Source organism: Actinoplanes utahensis, assembly GCF_016862455.1.
In the GTDB taxonomy this organism is placed as follows: Bacteria; Actinomycetota; Actinomycetes; order Mycobacteriales; family Micromonosporaceae; genus Actinoplanes; species Actinoplanes utahensis.
In genome coordinates this window covers 41,996-58,875 of sequence record NZ_BOMZ01000079.1, presented here as the reverse complement: position 1 = coordinate 58,875, position 16,880 = coordinate 41,996, and the positions used below count along the sequence as shown (strand labels likewise).

The following is a 16,880-nucleotide window of genomic DNA, read 5'->3' as shown; positions in this document are numbered from 1 at the left end:
CCGGTCACCGGGCAGGGGGCGTGCCCCGCCCGCCTCCTCCGTGCCGCATGACGAACTCGGCGTGGTAGAGCTCCTCGCCGAGGAAACTGCCGATCGCGTAGAACCCGGAGTCGTCGAGGTAGTCGATGCGGTCCCCGTCGAGCCGGTGACGGCCGGTGTAGGCGTGCCGGCGCCCGCCACGCGTCTCGTCGTACCGGCCTTCGGCAAGCAGTTCCTGGTGCAGCCAGCGGCCCGGTCGATCCAGGTCCCGGTACGTTCGCCGGACGCGACGCACGTCTGCGCTACAGCGCCCGCGGCCGGGCGACAACACGGATGATCACGACGGCTCCTCACGGTTCGGCCGCCGGCGGGACCCGGTGGTTCTCGCCGAACGGTGCGCCACCTCAGCGTGCCCGGATCCGGCGGCCGGTGCCTGGGTGCGTCACTCCCAGGACCGCGGCGCCCCTCGACGGGTCACACCGCGGCCGGGGACTCGGCGTGCCCGCGCGCCGCAATCGACGCGCGCAGCCGCTGGAAGGCCTCGGCGGCCGGGCTCGCGGATGCCTGAGGTGTTTGCCTTTCTGGGTCTTGCTCCGGACCTCGTGCAACCGCCACAGCCGGGCGAACTCGTCACTGGCCCGGCTCAGCTCGCCCACCACCGTCGCGATGCGCCGCGACGACGGATCGACGCCGTACGCGGCACGGATCTCGGCGACACAACTGTGCGCGGCCCGGTCCCACTCCGGATAGAAGTCCCGGCCCGCCGGGTCGGCGAACACCATCCGGGCCAGGTTGTCGAACCGTGCGAAACCGCTGTGCGGCGCCGTCGCCAGCGCGTTCGCCGTTCGTAGCGCGCCCCACCAGCAGTTCGCCGTCCTCCAGCCGACCCTCGATCCCGCTCCGCGGAGGCTTTCGCCCTCCTGAGCGCGACGGCGCCGGGACCTCCCTGAGCCTGTGGGGTGGTCAGGTCGCCGGCAGCCAGCGGGGTACGCCGTTCGCGTCGACGGTGACGAGGTTGCCGGAGCCGTCGTACCGGGCGCCGAAAGCCTTTTCCGTCGTCCGCACGATGTCGCCGGTGACGGTGTCGACCTCCACGGTCCGGCCGCCGGCCGTGTACGCCACCCGGTTGCTGAGCGGGTCGCCGGTCACCCGGGTGGCGTGCCGCGACTCGATGTGCCGGACCACCGCGCCGGTGGGGCCGAACACCTCGACGCGAACGGTCTCGCCGCCGGCGTCCTGTCCGTAGGCGCCGACGATGCCACCGGAGGCGGCGAAGGCGCAGTCGCTGGCGAGGTCGAGTCCGGTCACCGGGCGGGCCGGTCCGCCGGGGGCTCGTACCGCCGGCCGGTCACCGAGCACGATGGCCCGGTCGCCGCCGGGGGCGAGGCAGGCGGCGGTGCCGGTGACGGGTGTGGTCGCGGGGTCCGGGCGCCAGCCGTCGCGGGTCCGGGTGAACCACACGGCCACCGCGGCGGACGGGTCCGTGCCGTAGGCGACGGCGAGGCCGTGACGCCGGTCGGCGGTGGCGGTCCAGGACGCGTGCGGGCCGGGGACCGGGACGTGCGTGGGCGGGGCGCCGGGCCGGACGGTGTCGAGGCTCCACCGGCCGGGTGTTCCGCCGGTGACGATGTAGTCGTCGGCGCCGTCGGCGGTGAGCACGGTGCGCCCGGCCAGTGCGGCGCCGCGGACCGGTTCGCGGTGCCCGCCGCGGATCAGGGCCGGGGCGGGGCCCGCGGCGGCGTCGTCGTTGCGTGCGCCGGAGTTCCCGGAGAGCAGCGCGTCGGGGCATCGGCGGGCGCAGCCGGTGACGTCCGGGGCGGTGGTGTCCTGCGGCGCCCGCCAGACGACGGCGCCGTTCCGGTCGGCGCCGAGGAACGCGGCTCGGCGCACGTCGGCGATGACGGCGCCGTGCGCGTCGGCGTCGATGACGATGAACTCGGCCGGCCGGGGCCTGGGCTGCCCGGTGGTGGTTGCGGTGGGCGCGCAGCCCGCGGCGGTCAACAGCAGCAGCGCGGGTACGACGGCGAGCCGCCGATGCTTCATGGTGGCCTCCCTCGACGGTGGCGCCGGCCGGACGGCCCGGCCGGCGCCCGGTGATCACACGAACGGGGTGTAGGCCTCACAGTTGACGTCCGGGATGCCGTTGGGCAGGTCGAAGATCGTGTCGAACTTGACGTAGATGTTCTCGCTGACCGGCGTGTCCTTGTTGATCGGCGTCGTATGGTCGATGTTCGGTCTCAGCGCGTCCGGGGAGTCGTACGCGAAGTAGGTCTTGTGGCTGGTGCTGTGACTGACGCCGTCCGGCGAGTGCCGCAGCCGGAAGTTCACGTTGCTCTTGTTCCCGACCGGGAACGGCGAGGCGCTGGTGAACCGGTACTGGGCGTTGATCCAGTGCTGCGTGGCGCCCTGAGTCGTGTAATCGGCGACGGCGGTGGAGTGGTAACGGCCGAGCAGGGCCTTGCAGTCGGCCGTTACGGACTCGGCGTACGCCGGGGTGGCGCCGGCCAGCAGAGCCAGACCGGCGACCGTGGTGACACCGGCGGCCATGCGGAGCTTGGACATGAGTGGTCCCTTTCCTGAGCGGAACGGTGATGTTCGGTACGCGGCCCGCCGAACCTGTTCGCCGGCCGCGTCTTCCACTCTCTCGGCCGGCGCGGCCCATCACGAGGTACGCGGCAGGCACTCGACCGGCACTTCGCGGACCGGGAGACGCCGCGGTGACGGCCATCCGACGGTAGTGACGACCGCGTGTCCCGAAGCTGGCAGATTGTCCGGTGGCGGCACGTACCCAGCGAGGGGGTCGCTCAGATGTTCGGCGAGGTGGTCCGCGCGCACCGGCACCGGCTGGGCCTGTCCCAGGAGGATCTTGCGCACCGCAGCGGCATCAGCGTCCGCGGCATCCGCAAGATCGAGGCCCAGCTGGTCGGCGCGCCCCGGCCGGTCACGGTACGGCTGCTGGCCGACGCGTTCGGCATGTCCGGCGCCGGCCGCGACGAGTTCTGTCAGCTCGCGCTCGTCGCCCGGCCGGACCGGGCGGCGCGGGCCGGCACGCCCGCCGGCCGGGAGCTGTCCGGCGCCCGGGCGGCGCCGGCCGGTGCGCCCGATGTCCGGGAGCTGCTCGGCCGGGACACCGAGATGTCGGCGCTGCTCGACCGGGCGGACGCGGCCCGGGACGGCGGGTTCCACCTGGTCTGGGTGGACGGCGAGGCGGGCGCCGGCAAATCGGCGCTGGCCCGGGCGCTCGCCGGCCGGCTGCGCGAACGGGGGTGGCGTGCCGCCACCGGTCACAGCCCCGAGGTGACCGGGGTGCCGTCCGCGTGGGCCTGGACGGACGTGGTGCGGGCGCTGGCCGCCGGCGGGCCGGCCGGTGCGCCGCCGGTCGACGGCGCCGCCCCGGCGCCGTTCCGGACCGCCCAGGCCGTGGTCGCGTGCTTGCGTGAGCACGCGGGGCCGCTGCTGGTAGTCCTGGACGACGTGCACCGGGCGGGCGAGGAGACCCTGCAGATTCTTCGGTACGCCGCCACCGAGCTCGCCGACCGGCCGGTCCTGGTGGTGGCCACGTTCCGGCCGACCGAGGTGGGCCCGGCCCTGAGCGCGACCCGGGCCGCGCTGACCGGCCCCCGCTCGTCCCGGCTCAGCCTCGCCGGGCTCGGCGAAACCGGCGTCGCCGGTCTGCTGCACGCGCATCTGGGCGCCGTCGTGGCACCCGACCTGGTACGCCTGATCACCGGCCGTACCGGCGGCAACCCGCTGTTCGTCGGCGAGACCGCCCGGCTCATCGCCGACCAGGGCGCCGGCGCGGCGGCGGACCTGGTGCCCGCCGGGGTCGACGACGTGTTGCGACGCCGGCTGGAGCGGCTGCCGCCGTCCGCGCTGGCCACCTTGCGGACGGCTGCCGTCTTCGGCATCGAGGCCGAGGCCGGGATGGTGCTCGCGGCCGGCGGCGCCGGAGCGGCGGCGACCCTCGACGGGCTGGAGGCTGCCGTGGGCGCGGGCCTGCTCACCGAACCGTCACCGGGGATGGTCCGCTTCCCGCACGTGCTGATCCGCGACATCGTCTACCGGGACCTGACCTGGCCGCGCCGGGCCGCCCTGCACGCCGAGGCGCTGCGGCTGCTGTCGCGGGCCCGGCCCGGCGAGACCGTGGCGCTGGCCCATCACGCGCTCGCCTCCGCCGGTCCGGACACCGCGCGGTCCGCAGCCGTCCGGGGCGCCGAGGCGGGCCGGGCCGCCCTCGCGTCCTGCTCCTACACCGAGGCGATCACGTTGCTGTCCACATCGGTCGCGGTGCTCGACGCGCCACCGGGTCTCCCCCGCACCGCCGGGTCCGTCCCGCGCCGGGCAGGCGACGACGCGTTGTACCTGGATCTGCTCTGCATGCTGGTGTCCGCGCAGGGCCACGCGGGTGACGTACGCGGGGCCCGGCAGTCCCGCGAACGGGCGGTCCGGACCGCCCGGCGGCTCGGCGGCCTGCCGGATCTGGCCCGCGCGTACTGCGCCTACGACGCTCCCACCCTGTGGACCAACCGGCTGTACCAGGAGCCCGATCATCAGCTCATCGCCGGTCTGGAGGCCACCCTGTCCCGGACGCCGGCGGGGGAAGCGGCCCGCCGGTGCCGGCTGCTCGCCACCCTCGCGCTGGAGACCGAGGCCACCGACGCGCCGCGGACGGACCGGGCCAGCGGCGAGGCGGTCGAGATCGCCGCCGTCCTCGACGACCCGGAACTGCTCTGCCGGGCGCTCAACGCGCGGTACCGGTACGTCGCGACGCTGGGGCCGGACCGGTGGGGTGAGCTCGACGACATCGGCAAGCGGCAACTGGACGTGGCCACCGCCAACGAGCTGACGGCGTACCGTGCCCAGGCCCACCACATCCTCTGCATGGCGCAGCTCGCCCGCAACAACCTGGACGAGGCGCGCCGGCACCTGGACCGGGCCGCCGGGCACGCGACCATCGGGCAGCTTCCGCTGGCGCTCGGCATCATCGCGATGTTCCGAGGGCTGCGGGAGCTGATCGCGGGCCGTTTCGGAGCGGCAGAACAGGCGTACGCCCCGGTCATCGCCCAGCTCAAGCATGTCGGCAGCCCCAACATCGACGAGGTGGACCTGCTCATCCGCTTCTGCATCGAACATGCCCGGGGCGGCCCCGGCAGCCGTAAGCGGATGACGGTGCTCGCCGACCTGGCCGGCCCGATCCACCAGCGGTACGGCGACGCGGTCGCCGAGCCGTACGTCCGGTTGCTGATCGCCGCCGGCCGGCGGGCGCAGGCGCGTGCCGCGTGGCGTCCGCAAGTGCCGCTGGCCCGCGACCACTACTGGTTCCGGTGGATGGCGCTGCGGGCCGAGAACGCGGTCGCGCTCGGTGACCGCGAGACGGCGGCGGCCTGCTATCGGGCGTTGCTGCCGTGGAGCGGCCACCTTCCCGGGCTGCTGCACGCGCACATCACCCTCGGCCCCGTCGATCACACCCTGGGCGACCTGGCGCGGGCGCTCGGCCGGCCCGGCGACGCCGCCGGCCACTACGCGGACGCCGCCGGCATCGCCCAGCGCATCGGGGCGGAGCACTGGGCCGCACGGGCCCGGGCGGCCCTCGGTGACACCGGCCCGCCATGAGGTTCCGGGGACCGACGACGGACGAGCATCGGGTTGCTGTCAGGCCAGGGAAGTCCGTGTCGGTGTTTCGACAATGGGAGTTGCCGTACGAATCGCGGGCGCCAACCAGCGCTCCTGCGGCCAACAGACGGCGGGCCGCCTCACGGCCTCACAGTTGCCCTGGTGGTGATCAAAGCCTCCGGCGGCCGGTGCTTCTGGTGCACCGGGCTACGCCAGGATGGGGCCATGACGCTGTGGAGGCCTGTGCTGGCCGACCTCGGATGCTCGGAGACCGGGGAGATTCGGCTGACCGGGGAGTCCCGGCCGGTGGTGTTGGCATCGCCGCTGGCGGTCGCCGAGTGTGCGATCGCCTCCGTGGCCACCTGTCTTGCCGCTGCCGCGGAATTGGGGTACGCCCGTACCGGCCGTCGGCCCGACGTCACGCTGGACACCGGACACGTGGCCGCCGCCGTACGCGGCGAGGTCTGGCTGCACGACCCGGCCGGCCGGCCGGTCAACGGCTGGGCCCCGCTTTCGCGGCTCTGGCGGGCCGGGGACAGCTGGGTGCGTACCCATGGCAACTACCCGTGGCACCGGGCGGCGCTGCTGACCGCCCTCGGCGTAGCCGACGGCCCGGACACGGAGACCGAGGCGGCGGTGGCCGCGGCAGTGGCCGCACGCCCGGCCCAAGAAGTGGAGCGGGCGGTATATCAGGCGGGTGGCCTGGCGGTAGCCGCCCGGACCGAAGCCGAATGGCTCGCCGAGCAGCCGGTCGATGCCACGCCGTTGGTCGGCTTGACGCCGCTCGGCACCGCACCGCCGCTCGGCGCCCCGTCGCTGGGGGCCGGCGGCTCGTTACCGGCCGCCGGAGTGCGAGTGCTCGATCTGACTCGGGTCATAGCCGGTCCGGTGGGCACCCGAATGCTGGCAGCAGTCGGTGCCGAGGTACTGCGCATCGATGATCCGCACCGGCCGGAGCCGCGGCTGCACGCCGTGGACGGCGTGGTGGGCAAGGCCAGTGCAGCGCTGGACGCCGATACCGAGGACGGCCGCCGGACGCTGCACCGGCTCATCGCCGACGCCGACGTAGTGGTGACCGGATACCGCCCCGGTGCGATGCGCCGGCTCGGGCTCGACCCCGACCAGATCGCCGACCGACACCCCGGCACGGTGGTGGCGACACTGTCGGCCTGGGGGACCACCGGAACCTGGGGCTCCCGCCGCGGCTTCGACAGCCTGGTGCAGGTCGCCACCGGTATCGGCTGGGCCACCAGCACCGACGGGACACGGCCCGGCACGCTGCCCTGCCAGCTACTCGACCACGCCACCGGCTACCTCCTCGCCGCCGGCGTCCTCGCCGCCCTGACCCACCGTGAACGCACCGGCAAGACGCTGCACGCGTCGCTGTCACTGGCCCGCACGGCCCGCTGGCTGCTCGACCAGGGCAGCCGCGAGGCCAGCCCGGCCCCGGGAGGTAACGACGCGGCCGACCGAGCGCAGCTATACCGAACCGACCTGGGCGACGGGTGGAGCGGCATCACACCACCCGGCTCGCTCGACGGCCGCGCGCTGTCCTGGCCGCACCTACCGCCGCGCTACCTGGCCTCCCCAGCCGCCTGGCGCCTTTGACACCCGGTCCGAAGCCGATACAGAGTCAGGCCTTCGTCGATCGAGGGGCTACCCGGCGTCCCGGCGAAAGCCAGTGCCGACAACGCCCGCTCGGCGGTGCCAGAACGGACACTGATCCGCCATGGTGCTCCATCAGGCTGCGCCTGCCGACGCTAATATTCACGAACTTTGTTTCGAGAGGCGGAAATCTTGGGCGTAGTCGTTGATGCCTACAGCAGGCTGGCATACGTGGGCGAACACGTTTTGCTCTGCTCCCCGGAAAGCCACAATCCGGGTTATGCCGGTCGGGTGACCCCGGAACACATCCTATGCTGCCAGGAGAAGGAGCACCTGACGACCTTAACCGACAGCGCTTTCCCTGCCTCGTTCCGGGGAATCCCTGTCGTTGGCCAGGGGGAATACCTCACCGGCGGGTGTTACGCCACTACGGCTCAAACCGAAGAGTACGAAGCCTGGTCTGGTTCGTGCCGCAGCTATGGGTACTGGCGGTCGACCCTGCAGGAACAATTCAATCCGACGCTGGACCCAGACGGCCCGTTCTATGAGCTGATCTGGTTCTCCGACTGCGAGGGCACCATCGGCTCCGAAGCCGCGGCGGATCTACTGGCCGACTTCCGGAGACACTCGCCGGCATACCGGCCGCCGCACGAGTGGTGCGGAGAAGCCTTCGACGCCTTCGCTCGGGCATTTGTAATCGCTGCGGACGACGGCTTGATCTTCTTCTGGTGACACCTCGCCACGGACTGACTGGCGGACCCTGTGTGAACAGCGATCGGGCTGGAAGATGACAAGGCACTGGGTCTTTCGCGCTGCTTGTCCCGTCACCGACCTGGATACAGACACCGCAACCGCCTACGTCGCCTACCAAGACGGCGACATCCTGGCGCTCGATCTGCAGGACGGCTCCGTACGCTGGCGACAGCGCCGTCAAGGAGTCTTTCCGACGGCGCTCACAGCGGTCGGAGGCGATCGGCTGCTGGTCGGAACCAGCGACGGCCGGATCCTCACCTGCCGGATCCGGTGACGCGAAGGTGCCGTGCTGACGAGTATGCGATGGCGACTCCTGCAGACCCGCCGCCGACCACATTGCGCTCGTGGCACGCGCGAGTCGCGGCTGCTTGGGAGCAGTCGTGCGTTCTGGACGATGACAAGGTGCTTCATAGGTAGTCGAAGAACCGCCGGAACCAAGTCGCCCGGTTAGGCCCGAATACCCATTGATTCGGACCTTCATATGGCGCATCGAGGATGCACTCGGGAACGAGGCGGAGTTGCAGATCGGCTGACACCAGCTCGATACGACGGTAATCCTCTTGATGTACCGGTGGTGTCTGGCTGTCGTCAGGTGCGGGCCGAATCCGGTACGGCAGGCAAGTGGTCAGCGCACCGAAATTGCTCAGCATGACGGCGAGCGGGAGGCCGGCCCCGCTCCGTTGGTCGCGAGTGTGGGTGACCTCGGCTGGAATCTGGATGACGCCGAAGCGAGCGGCGTCCTCCTGCGGACCGTGCCCTCCGGCCAGCGGACAGCCGAAGACCTCGCTCAAACCCTTGACCAGCTGATCGAATCGATTCTGCGTCGCCGCACGATCGAAGTTGCTCGGGAATTCCAGGCCGACGGCCGAGCCCAATCTGCCGGGCTCGTCCAAAGCGCGCAGTACCGACCACCAATCCTCTTCGCCCGCCGCCGGCATGCTCGGCACGATACCGGTGACATCCCCCGTGCCCGGAGGGCTCACAACGTGAGGGGACCGGCCCTGCGAGGCGGCGGGCGATCGCTGCTCGACGTACGGGTTACCGACCCCGCGCCCATGGAGGAGCTCGGCCGTGGCGCAGGGATGCTCCGAGCAGACGCCGGCCGAGTTGGAGTTACAGCTGGGCATCGAGCTACCCGGCGAGTACCTGACCTTCTCCTGCACGTCGGCCGTGGGCCGCGGGACCTGCATACGGCCTGTTTCCGCTCCGTCGTGTCGAGGGCCGATGGCGTTGGGAGGGAGATGGGTTGTAGGCCATAGCCGGCCAGCACGGCCAGGCAGTCGCGGCCCAGGTCGACGATCGTGTACGGGTGCGCGTCGAAGTCCACGACGCTGGACCGGCCGGTGTCCCGATGATCGAACCGGATCACCTGGACCCCGCGCTCGACCAACCGGCCGACCAGCGCCTCGGGCTACTGACACCCTGAGCAGCCGACCCCATGACCATCAGGACAGCGGGAAGCTCCGGATCCCCGACTCGCTCGGTCCAGATCCGTAACGGTCCAAAGCAACAAATCGCCCGTGCGTATCCAACATGGCGGCACTGTAGCGGCCGCCTGCTGACGAGCATCGATATTTTCCCATGGTCGGGGTGAGAACAGCGCACCGCAGCCGAGAAGTCGATACGGAGACGCGTCAGACGCTCGCCGGAACCTCCGGGTTCGCGATGAACATTGGCCACTGTGTCGCGATTCCCTCCTTCTCGAAATCGATTGATAAATTGATCGGCATGACGTTGAGTGGTGCGCTGGACGCGTTTCGTCTTGAGGCCGAGTGCCTTTCTCGGGCGGCGGCAGGCTTGTCCGAGGAGGAATGGCGCCTCCCGACGAGATGTGAGCCGTGGACGGTTCGAGAGCTGTTGGGGCATGTCCGGGTGGTGATCGCCTGGCTGCCGGGCATGCTGACCGCTGCTGAGCCGGCGAAGGCGGAGGTCTCCGCGGTCGACTACTACCGGCCCGACGACCGTTTCGACGTGCCGACCAATACGGCCCGGATCGGTGTGGCGCAGGACTACGCGGCCGGGTTGGGCAGCGGTGCCGCGCTTGTGGAGGATTTCACCGCGACATGGCAGCTGGTGGATCGGCAGTGCCGTGCTGAGCGGGAGGACCGGGTGGTGCGTACTCGGCATGGGGACGCGATGTTGTTGTCGCAGTTCCTGCTCACTCGGGTGGTCGAGATCGCCGTCCACGGTCTCGACATCGCCGATGCGCTGGGGCGCCCGCCCTGGCTGACTCGGCAGGCCGGAGACGTCGTGATGGAGTTGCAGCTCGGCCCGGATTGGAGGAGCGCGATGCGCGAGCTGGGTTGGGATCGACTGACATTCCTGCGTAAGGCAACCGGACGGCAGCGGCTGGAGTCGGCAGATGCCGCGCGGGTGGAACGGCTCGGCATGCGGTGGCTCACGCTGGCTTGAGGGCGATACGGTGGTCATCTGCGGGGCCCCATGACGGCTGGGTGGCTACCGACGGAGGTACTCCCGTCACTGCTGCTCACGGGCGATCCGCTCGACCGCGTCCTTGGCCTCCACCAACCCGGCCCCGGTACGGCGGCGGTAGAGCCGGACCGCGGCCGTGTCGCCGTCCTCGGCGAGGAGGGCGCGTACCTCCGCGTGCAGGCTTCCGGCATCGGCCGGGTGCTCCGGGGCGGACCGCTTGGACCTGCGCAGCACACCGGAGACGAGCAGCATCCCCACGCCGACGGCACCGACCAGAAGTGCGATGGTGATCATCATGGGTCCATCCTCCCGCTTCGGTTCAAGGGCTCACACGTCCGCGCCCACGACCGACGGTTTGAAGACCGAGCTGGTGACGAGGCTGCCGCAAGGCGCGGCCACCCACGGCGACCGATGACGTCCCGGTCAGCTCTGCCGGAAACGGCCGGGTGAGATGCCGTACTCCCGGCGGAACGCGGCCGCGAAGGCGTACTCGGTGGAATAGCCGACCTGGCGGGCGATCGCCGCCAGCGGTGCCGTGGTCTCGCGCAGCAGCCGGGCGCCGCGGCTCAGGCGCCAGCCGGTCAGGTACGCCATCGGCGGGGTGCCGACCAGCGCGTGGAAACGCCTGGTGAACGCGGTCCGGGACATCCCCGCGACGGCGCCGAGCTGCTGCACCGTCCACGGCCGCTGCGGGCTGCCGTGGATCTCCCGGAGCGCGGCCGCGATCGCCGGGTCGCCGACCGCGGGCCAGCCGTCCGCCCCGGTCTGCTCCTGCCACTGACGCAGCACGTGCACCAGCATGAGGTCGACGAGCGCGGACCTGGTCGTGGCGGCGCCGGAACGCTCCTCGGCCACATCCGTGCTCAGCAGCCCGGCGACCGCCCGCAACTCGGGGTGGCGGTCGTAGTCGGGCGACACGGCGATGACGGCCGGCAGGTCCTGCAGGAAACGGTGCACCTGCCCACGGTCGAGCCGGTACGCCCCGCAGAGCAGGATGAAGTCGGCCTGTTCCGGTTCCGGATCGCCGGACGGCCGGTCCGGAACCGGCAGACCGCCGGGACCGTGCACGGCCGCATGGCTGAGCCCGTGCTCGGCACCGTGCGGGGCGAGCACGATGTCACCTCGGCGCAGCGCCGCCGGCGGCTCGCCCGCGGTGACGAGCCAGCCGGCGCCGTGCAGGACGACGTGGAAGCCGACGCCGGTGAAGGCCGGGAACCGCATGCCCCAGGAACCGGACCGGTGGATCCGGCGGGCGTGGACGCGGCCGGTACGGAAACCGCCCACCGCCTCGTTGATCACGTCCACGGCCCGATCGTAGCCACCCGGTACGTTCGCGTATCCCCGCGGAACTGCTGCGTATGGCCGGTCACAGTGCCGCGATGATTCAGTTCACTGCTGTGGAACACGAACGAGAGATCCTGGCCGGCCATGCCGCCCGCACCGACCAGCAGGGCCGCCCGGCCCCGGAGAGCCTGACCGCCGCACGGAAGGCCGGCGCCTTCGGGCTGCGGACCCCGGCGTCGTACGGAGGCGCCGGGGCCGGCGCGGTGCACGTCGCACGCCACCTGGCCGAACTGGGACGCGCCTGTCCCGCCACGGCGTGGATCGCCGGCACCTGCGCCACCGGCAAGACACTCGCCGCCCGCACCTTCGGGGACGAGGCGCTGCGAGACCTCTACGCCGACCCGGACGCGCTGGTGTGCGGGGTGGGCTTCCCCGGCGGCCGGGCCGAACGGGCCGCCGGCGGCGTACGCGTGACCGGCCGCTGGCCCAACGCCTCCGGATGCGAGGACGCGTCGTGGGCCGTCCTGGCGGTACGTGACGGCGACACCGTCGCGCTGGCCCTGATCCCGGTGACCGACCTGACCATCGACCGGACCTGGCGGATGGCCGGCATGCGCGGTACCGGCAGCCACACCCTGGTGGCGGAGCGGGTGCCGGTGCCGGCCGCACGGCTGGTGCCGGTGCCGCAGCCCGCCGACCCCGCCGACCGGCTCCTGATCCAGCTCACCGTGCTGGGCCCGGTGGTCGGCGCGGCCCGCGGTGCGCTGGACGTCGTCGCGGCGATGTTCGGCTCGGACCGCAAGCCGTTCATGAGCGCCCACCAGCGGATGGGTGACTCCCCGGGCGCGCGGCTCTGGCTGGCCGACGCCACCCGGCTGGTCGACCGGGCCGAGCGCACCATGCTCGCCCTCGCCGCCACCGCCGACGCGGGCGAGCTGACCGGCGCCGACGGCCCGCGGCTGCAGACGGACCTGGCCGACGCCGCCCGTGACTGCCGGGCGGCCCTCGACCTGATGCTCGACCTGCACGGCGCGAGCGGGTTCGCCACGACGAACGCCTTGCAGCGGCATTGGCGTGACGTGGCGGTCGGCAGCCGGCACCCGCACCTCAATCCGTACCTGGCCGCCGAGAACTACGGCCGGGCGCTGGTCCCGGCCCGATGACCGGCATGCTGATGCCCGCGGCGAACCCGGGCTGATGCGGCGTTCACCGGAGGAGCATCTCCAGGACGGCGTCCGGGGTGTTCGCGGCGGCGATCTGGGCGGCCACCGCCCCGGAGGCGGCGGCATAGGAGGGGTCGGCCAGGACCTGCGCCACGGCCGGGCCGACCTGGCCGGGCCGCGCAACGACGAGCGCGGCGCCGGCCGCCGCCCGCTCCGCGTTGACCGGCTTGTCCAGGCCCATGGGCAGCAGCACCATCGGCAGCCCGCGGCTCAGGGTGGCCAGGACGGTGCCGGCTCCGGCGGTGGAGACGACCAGGTCGCTGACCGCGAGAAGATCCTTCATCGGTACGAAGGCCGCGCTGCGCACCTGAGCGTCGGGAAGGTCCTGTTCCTCGAGGCCGTCACCGCTGTACGGCGCGACCAGGATGTTGACGTCGAGCGGGGTCAGGGAGCCGACGATGGACTCGATGGCGGTCGAGTCGTCGACGACCGTGCCGAGGGTCACGAGGACGACCGGCCGGCCCTCCCGTCCGGGGAACCGCGGCACCGGTGACGGGCCGGCCTCGCTGCTGTGCGGTTGCGCCCGGACCTGGATCCGGGTGACCGGGTACTCGTCGGTGGGCCGGAGCAGGCTCGCCGGCCACGGGTCGAGGTACGCCACCGGCGGGGTGCGCGTCACCCCGTGCTCCCGGAACCGGGGTTCGAGGGCCTTCTCGAAGGCGGTGGCGAGCGGGCCGGCCAGCGGAAGGGTCGATCCGTGGACCGCGTAGGGAACACCGCGGACGGCGGCCACGAGCTGACCGAGGAAGTCCACCATGTCGGCGACGACGAGATCGGGACGGAACTCCTCGGCCGCGGCGAGCGCCTCCGCCGGCCGGGCCGGCGACATCCTGTGGCTGCACCTGTGCAACGCCGCCTACTTCATCCGCACCGACGACCTCGGCTGGCCTCTCGACGAGTCGGAGACCTGGCTGGTCGAGGCGCTGAGCACCGCCCTGCTCGCCGCCGGCGATCCCCCACGACAGGCCCCCTGAGGAGCACGGATCTCGCCGCCGGCGATCCCCCGCGATTGGCCTCCGGAGGCACGGATGTCGATGGTCATGGTGACCCGGGCGTGGCGTCAGGCATAGTATTCGGGTCCCCTCTCCTCCGACGGAGCCGCCGCCCATCCCCCAATGGGAGCGCTCCCGATCCCCCGAAGGAAACCACCTCATGTCTCGAACACGGAAAGTGCTGTCGGCGGCCGCGATGGCGGTGGCCGCCGTCGGCGGGTCGGTGGCGGTGGCCGTTCAGGCCAGCGCGGCGGCCGGCTGCCAGGTCGACTACGCGGTCACCAACCAGTGGCAGGGCGGCTTCGGCGCGTCAGTGAAGATCACCAACCTGGGCGACCCGATCACCGGGTGGAATCTGGGCTTCGCCTTCGGCGCCGGCCAGAGCATCACCCAGCTGTGGAACGGCTCCTTCACCCAGTCCGGGACCGCGGTGACGGTACGCGACGCCGGTCACAACGCCTCGATCGCCACCAACGGCACCACCTCGTTCGGGTTCAACGGCGCCTTCACCTCGTCGAATCCGGTCCCGGGCGCCTTCACCCTGAACGGCACCGTCTGCACGGGCGGGGTGACCACGCCGAGCAGCTCGCCGGCCACGTCGCCGAGCACCACCCCGAGCACGTCACCCAGCACCGGCACCGGGCCGGTCACCGGCGGTGCCGCCGCGCTCGTCGCCGACATGGGCCAGGGCTGGAACCTGGGCAACCAGCTGGAAGCCAACGTCGGCGGGGTGCCCAGCGAGACGGCCTGGGGCAACCCGGTCGTGACGGCGGCCCTCATCGACCGGGTGAAGGCGGCCGGCTTCGACACGATCCGCATCCCGGTGTCCTACCTGGGCAAGATCGGGGCCGCGCCGGGCTACACCGTCGCCGCCGCCTGGCTGAACCGGATTCAGCAGGTCGTCGACCTGGCCCACGACCGCGGGCTGTACGTGCTGATCAACATGCACGGCGACGGGTACAAGAGCGTCGGCGGCGCCTGGCTCATCTGCGACGCGGCCGCGCAGACGACCATCAAGGAGAAGTACCAGAAGGTCTGGCAGCAGGTGGCGAGCAGGTTCCAGAGCTACAGCGGGCGCCTGATCTTCGAGTCGATGAACGAGAACTTCGACGGGCAGTACGGCGCACCGACCCAGCCGTGCTACTCCAACATCAACGCGTACAACCAGATCTTCGTCGACACGGTCCGCCGGACCGGTGGCAACAACACCTCCCGGTGGCTGCTGGTGCCGGGCTGGAACACCAACATCGACCACACCGTCGGCTCCGGGTTCGCGCTGCCCACGGACCGGTACCGGTCGGCCGCCATCCCGGCCGCCGAGCAGCGGATCATGATCTCGGTGCACTACTACGACCCGTGGGACTTCGCCGGCGAGGAGAGCGGCGCCATCACCCAGTGGGGCCCGGCGGCGAGCAACCCCGCGAAGAAGTCCACGTGGGGCCAGCAGGACTTCATGGACGCGCAGCTGAAGAAGGTGCACGACACGTTCGTGGCGAAGGGCTACCCGGTGTTCGTCGGTGAGTACGGCTCGGTCGACAAGACGTCGGCCGACGCGACGAACAACAGGTACCGCGCCGACTTCGCCCGCACCCTGGTGGCCACCGCGAAGAAGTACGGCGCGGCGACCGCCTACTGGGACAACGGCTACAACGGCCAGTACGGGTTCGCCCTGTTCGACCGCAACTCCGCAACGGTGACCCAGCAGGGCATCATCGACGCCATCATGAGCGCCTGACCCGTACGCCGGAGGGTGTCCCCGCTCACGAGGGGCGCCCTCCGGTCAGTCGCGGGGGGCGCGTTCGGCGCGGTAGGTCTTGAACATGAAGACGGCGAGCGTCGTGACCAGGACGACGATGCCGGCCATCAGCAGGGCGAAGATGCCGTCGCCGTGCTCGTCACGGATCATCAGAGCGCCGTTGACCAGGAAGTAGACGCCGATCAGGCCGCCGCCGGCGGTGAGGATCCAGCTGTTGTTCGCGGGCTTGCGCGGCGGCTCGGCGGGGGTTTCCGGCGGCGTGGGGGAAGACGTCACCTCTGCAGTATCGGCCATCGGCGACCGCGGTTCAGAGGTCGGCCCGCCCGGGGTGACCCGCCCCGCAGCCGCGAGCGCCCCTAGCGTCCCTTAGCCGCGGCACGGCGCACCCGGCAAAGGGGCCACGCCCGTTCCACCGCGCCGGAGGGCTCCATACGCTCGTATCCATGACCATTGTCGAGAGGGAACCGGACGCCCGGCGGCTCGGCGCCTTCTCGCCGGCGCGGGGGACGTCATGATCGAGAGCATCCTGCCGGCCGGTGTCATCGCGGTCGACACGTTCGAGGACCCGCCCCAGGCGACGCTCTTCCCGGAGGAGGAGTTCCTCGTCAGCAAGGCGGTGGCGAAACGGCGGGCCGAGTTCACCACCGGGCGCTGGTGCGCCCGCCAGGCCATGCAGCGGATGGGCCGCCGGCCGGCGCCGATCCTGGTCGGGCCACGCGGTGAGCCGCAGTGGCCGGACGGGCTGGTCGGCAGCATCACGCACTGCGCCGGGTACCGCGCGGCCGTCGCCGCGCCGGCGGCGCACGTCAGCACGGTCGGCATCGACGCGGAGCCGCACGAGACCATGCCGGACGGCGTGTTCGAGGCGGTCTCGCTGCCCGAGGAACGCGACCGGATCATGCTGCTCGAGCGGGAGCATCCCGGCCTGCACTGGGACCGGATGCTGTTCAGCGCCAAGGAGTCGGTGTACAAGGCGTGGTACCCGCTCGCCGAGCGGTGGCTGGACTTCGAGGACGCCTCGGTGACCTTCCACCCGGGCACGGCCACCTTCACCGCCGAGCTCAAGGTCACCGGGCCGCGGCTGCACGGCCGCAGCCTCACCGGTTTCAGCGGCCGCTGGCTGGTGGAGAAGGACCTGGTGATCACCGCCATCGCCGTTCCGGCGCAGGCCCGCCAGCCCACGCTCAGCGCTCGCTGAGCCGATCGCACGCACGAGAGAACGCCCGGTCGTCGCGACCGGGC

The 16,880-nt window shown here is 71.9% G+C and carries 18 protein-coding genes; 9 read left to right on the top strand and 9 right to left on the bottom strand.

Annotation, left to right across the window (positions count from 1 at the left end):
• Positions 1 to 4: 4 nt before the first annotated feature.
• The 4 genes from Aut01nite_RS27030 to Aut01nite_RS27015 all read right to left on the bottom strand — a co-directional run bounded on the left by Aut01nite_RS27030 (position 5) and on the right by Aut01nite_RS27015 (position 2,541).
• Positions 5 to 274 carry an Atu4866 domain-containing protein gene (locus Aut01nite_RS27030; protein WP_043523676.1) on the bottom strand — a complete coding sequence of 90 codons (270 nt, stop codon included), beginning with the start codon at positions 272 to 274 and terminating at the stop codon, positions 5 to 7.
• Between the two features lie 109 nt (positions 275 to 383).
• The gene (locus Aut01nite_RS27025) at positions 384 to 812 is read right to left on the bottom strand and encodes an MmyB family transcriptional regulator (RefSeq protein ID WP_201775473.1); all 429 of its coding nucleotides are present in this window, start codon (positions 810 to 812) and stop codon (positions 384 to 386) included.
• 130 nt (positions 813 to 942) lie between these two features.
• Entirely contained in the window at positions 943 to 2,022 is a 1,080-nt protein-coding gene (locus tag Aut01nite_RS27020; protein WP_043523677.1) for a hypothetical protein, read from the bottom strand.
• Positions 2,023 to 2,076: 54 nt separating this feature from the next.
• Positions 2,077 to 2,541, bottom strand: a complete 465-nt coding sequence (locus tag Aut01nite_RS27015; RefSeq protein WP_043523678.1) for a hypothetical protein — start codon at positions 2,539 to 2,541, stop codon at positions 2,077 to 2,079.
• A gap of 246 nt (positions 2,542 to 2,787) precedes the next feature.
• On the opposite strand from Aut01nite_RS27015, the gene Aut01nite_RS27010 reads away from it, so the two are divergent.
• The 4 genes from Aut01nite_RS27010 to Aut01nite_RS44895 all read left to right on the top strand — a co-directional run bounded on the left by Aut01nite_RS27010 (position 2,788) and on the right by Aut01nite_RS44895 (position 8,224).
• On the top strand, positions 2,788 to 5,592 hold the full coding sequence (locus Aut01nite_RS27010) for an ATP-binding protein (protein ID WP_052163421.1): 2,805 nt from the start codon (positions 2,788 to 2,790) through the stop codon (positions 5,590 to 5,592).
• 225 nt (positions 5,593 to 5,817) lie between these two features.
• A complete protein-coding gene (locus tag Aut01nite_RS27005; RefSeq protein ID WP_043523679.1) occupies positions 5,818 to 7,200 on the top strand; it encodes a CoA transferase in 1,383 nt (460 codons plus the stop codon).
• Between the two features lie 228 nt (positions 7,201 to 7,428).
• Entirely contained in the window at positions 7,429 to 7,929 is a 501-nt protein-coding gene (locus Aut01nite_RS27000; RefSeq protein WP_152628575.1) for a hypothetical protein, read from the top strand.
• A 55-nt stretch (positions 7,930 to 7,984) separates the two neighbouring features.
• The gene (locus tag Aut01nite_RS44895) at positions 7,985 to 8,224 is read left to right on the top strand and encodes an outer membrane protein assembly factor BamB family protein (RefSeq protein ID WP_043523680.1); all 240 of its coding nucleotides are present in this window, start codon (positions 7,985 to 7,987) and stop codon (positions 8,222 to 8,224) included.
• Between the two features lie 133 nt (positions 8,225 to 8,357).
• On the opposite strand, the gene Aut01nite_RS26990 is transcribed toward Aut01nite_RS44895, so the two are convergent.
• Positions 8,358 to 8,888 (bottom strand): hypothetical protein, encoded by a 531-nt coding sequence (locus Aut01nite_RS26990; RefSeq protein ID WP_152628576.1) that lies wholly within the window; start codon positions 8,886 to 8,888, stop codon positions 8,358 to 8,360.
• Positions 8,889 to 9,540: 652 nt separating this feature from the next.
• Here Aut01nite_RS26990 and Aut01nite_RS26985 point away from each other — a divergent pair.
• Positions 9,541 to 10,362, top strand: a complete 822-nt coding sequence (locus Aut01nite_RS26985; protein ID WP_236642601.1) for a maleylpyruvate isomerase N-terminal domain-containing protein — start codon at positions 9,541 to 9,543, stop codon at positions 10,360 to 10,362.
• A 66-nt stretch (positions 10,363 to 10,428) separates the two neighbouring features.
• On the opposite strand, the gene Aut01nite_RS26980 is transcribed toward Aut01nite_RS26985, so the two are convergent.
• On the bottom strand, positions 10,429 to 10,680 hold the full coding sequence (locus Aut01nite_RS26980) for a hypothetical protein (RefSeq protein WP_043523682.1): 252 nt from the start codon (positions 10,678 to 10,680) through the stop codon (positions 10,429 to 10,431).
• Between the two features lie 126 nt (positions 10,681 to 10,806).
• Complete coding sequence (locus Aut01nite_RS26975) at positions 10,807 to 11,688, bottom strand: AraC family transcriptional regulator (RefSeq protein ID WP_043523683.1); 882 nt, start codon at positions 11,686 to 11,688, stop codon at positions 10,807 to 10,809.
• Positions 11,689 to 11,762: 74 nt separating this feature from the next.
• Between Aut01nite_RS26975 and Aut01nite_RS26970 the strand changes: the two genes are divergently transcribed.
• Positions 11,763 to 12,830: an acyl-CoA dehydrogenase family protein gene (locus tag Aut01nite_RS26970; RefSeq protein WP_043523747.1), complete on the top strand. Its 1,068-nt coding sequence runs from the start codon at positions 11,763 to 11,765 to the stop codon at positions 12,828 to 12,830.
• Positions 12,831 to 12,873: 43 nt separating this feature from the next.
• Here Aut01nite_RS26970 and Aut01nite_RS26965 read toward each other — a convergent pair whose 3' ends face one another.
• Positions 12,874 to 13,647, bottom strand: coding sequence for a glycosyltransferase (locus tag Aut01nite_RS26965; RefSeq protein WP_152628577.1), 774 nt, complete (start codon positions 13,645 to 13,647; stop codon positions 12,874 to 12,876).
• On the opposite strand from Aut01nite_RS26965, the gene Aut01nite_RS26960 reads away from it, so the two are divergent.
• Both Aut01nite_RS26960 and Aut01nite_RS26950 read left to right on the top strand, forming a co-directional pair.
• Positions 13,646 to 13,864, top strand: a complete 219-nt coding sequence (locus tag Aut01nite_RS26960; protein WP_043523685.1) for a hypothetical protein — start codon at positions 13,646 to 13,648, stop codon at positions 13,862 to 13,864. The genes Aut01nite_RS26965 and Aut01nite_RS26960 overlap by 2 nt on opposite strands.
• Positions 13,865 to 14,042: 178 nt before the next feature.
• Positions 14,043 to 15,617 (top strand): cellulase family glycosylhydrolase, encoded by a 1,575-nt coding sequence (locus Aut01nite_RS26950; protein ID WP_083998642.1) that lies wholly within the window; start codon positions 14,043 to 14,045, stop codon positions 15,615 to 15,617.
• 45 nt (positions 15,618 to 15,662) lie between these two features.
• On the opposite strand, the gene Aut01nite_RS26945 is transcribed toward Aut01nite_RS26950, so the two are convergent.
• Positions 15,663 to 15,914: a hypothetical protein gene (locus Aut01nite_RS26945; RefSeq protein ID WP_043523686.1), complete on the bottom strand. Its 252-nt coding sequence runs from the start codon at positions 15,912 to 15,914 to the stop codon at positions 15,663 to 15,665.
• A 235-nt stretch (positions 15,915 to 16,149) separates the two neighbouring features.
• Between Aut01nite_RS26945 and Aut01nite_RS26940 the strand changes: the two genes are divergently transcribed.
• The gene (locus Aut01nite_RS26940) at positions 16,150 to 16,836 is read left to right on the top strand and encodes a 4'-phosphopantetheinyl transferase family protein (protein WP_043523687.1); all 687 of its coding nucleotides are present in this window, start codon (positions 16,150 to 16,152) and stop codon (positions 16,834 to 16,836) included.
• Positions 16,837 to 16,880 lie beyond the last annotated feature (44 nt).

Bases quoted from the DNA above. Each gene is read 5' to 3' on its own strand.
- Aut01nite_RS26950 (WP_083998642.1), top strand. From the start codon at position 14,043: ATGTCTCGAACACGGAAAGTGCTGTCGGCGGCCGCGATGGCGGTGGCC.
- Aut01nite_RS27015 (WP_043523678.1), bottom strand. From the start codon at position 2,541: ATGTCCAAGCTCCGCATGGCCGCCGGTGTCACCACGGTCGCCGGTCTG.
- Aut01nite_RS26990 (WP_152628576.1), bottom strand. From the start codon at position 8,888: ATGCCGGCGGCGGGCGAAGAGGATTGGTGGTCGGTACTGCGCGCTTTG.
- Aut01nite_RS26970 (WP_043523747.1), top strand. From the start codon at position 11,763: ATGATTCAGTTCACTGCTGTGGAACACGAACGAGAGATCCTGGCCGGC.
- Aut01nite_RS44895 (WP_043523680.1), top strand. From the start codon at position 7,985: ATGACAAGGCACTGGGTCTTTCGCGCTGCTTGTCCCGTCACCGACCTG.
- Aut01nite_RS26960 (WP_043523685.1), top strand. From the start codon at position 13,646: ATGTCGGCGACGACGAGATCGGGACGGAACTCCTCGGCCGCGGCGAGC.
- Aut01nite_RS27010 (WP_052163421.1), top strand. From the start codon at position 2,788: ATGTTCGGCGAGGTGGTCCGCGCGCACCGGCACCGGCTGGGCCTGTCC.
- Aut01nite_RS26980 (WP_043523682.1), bottom strand. From the start codon at position 10,680: ATGATGATCACCATCGCACTTCTGGTCGGTGCCGTCGGCGTGGGGATG.
- Aut01nite_RS26965 (WP_152628577.1), bottom strand. From the start codon at position 13,647: ATGGTGGACTTCCTCGGTCAGCTCGTGGCCGCCGTCCGCGGTGTTCCC.
- Aut01nite_RS26940 (WP_043523687.1), top strand. From the start codon at position 16,150: ATGATCGAGAGCATCCTGCCGGCCGGTGTCATCGCGGTCGACACGTTC.
- Aut01nite_RS27020 (WP_043523677.1), bottom strand. From the start codon at position 2,022: ATGAAGCATCGGCGGCTCGCCGTCGTACCCGCGCTGCTGCTGTTGACC.
- Aut01nite_RS27005 (WP_043523679.1), top strand. From the start codon at position 5,818: ATGACGCTGTGGAGGCCTGTGCTGGCCGACCTCGGATGCTCGGAGACC.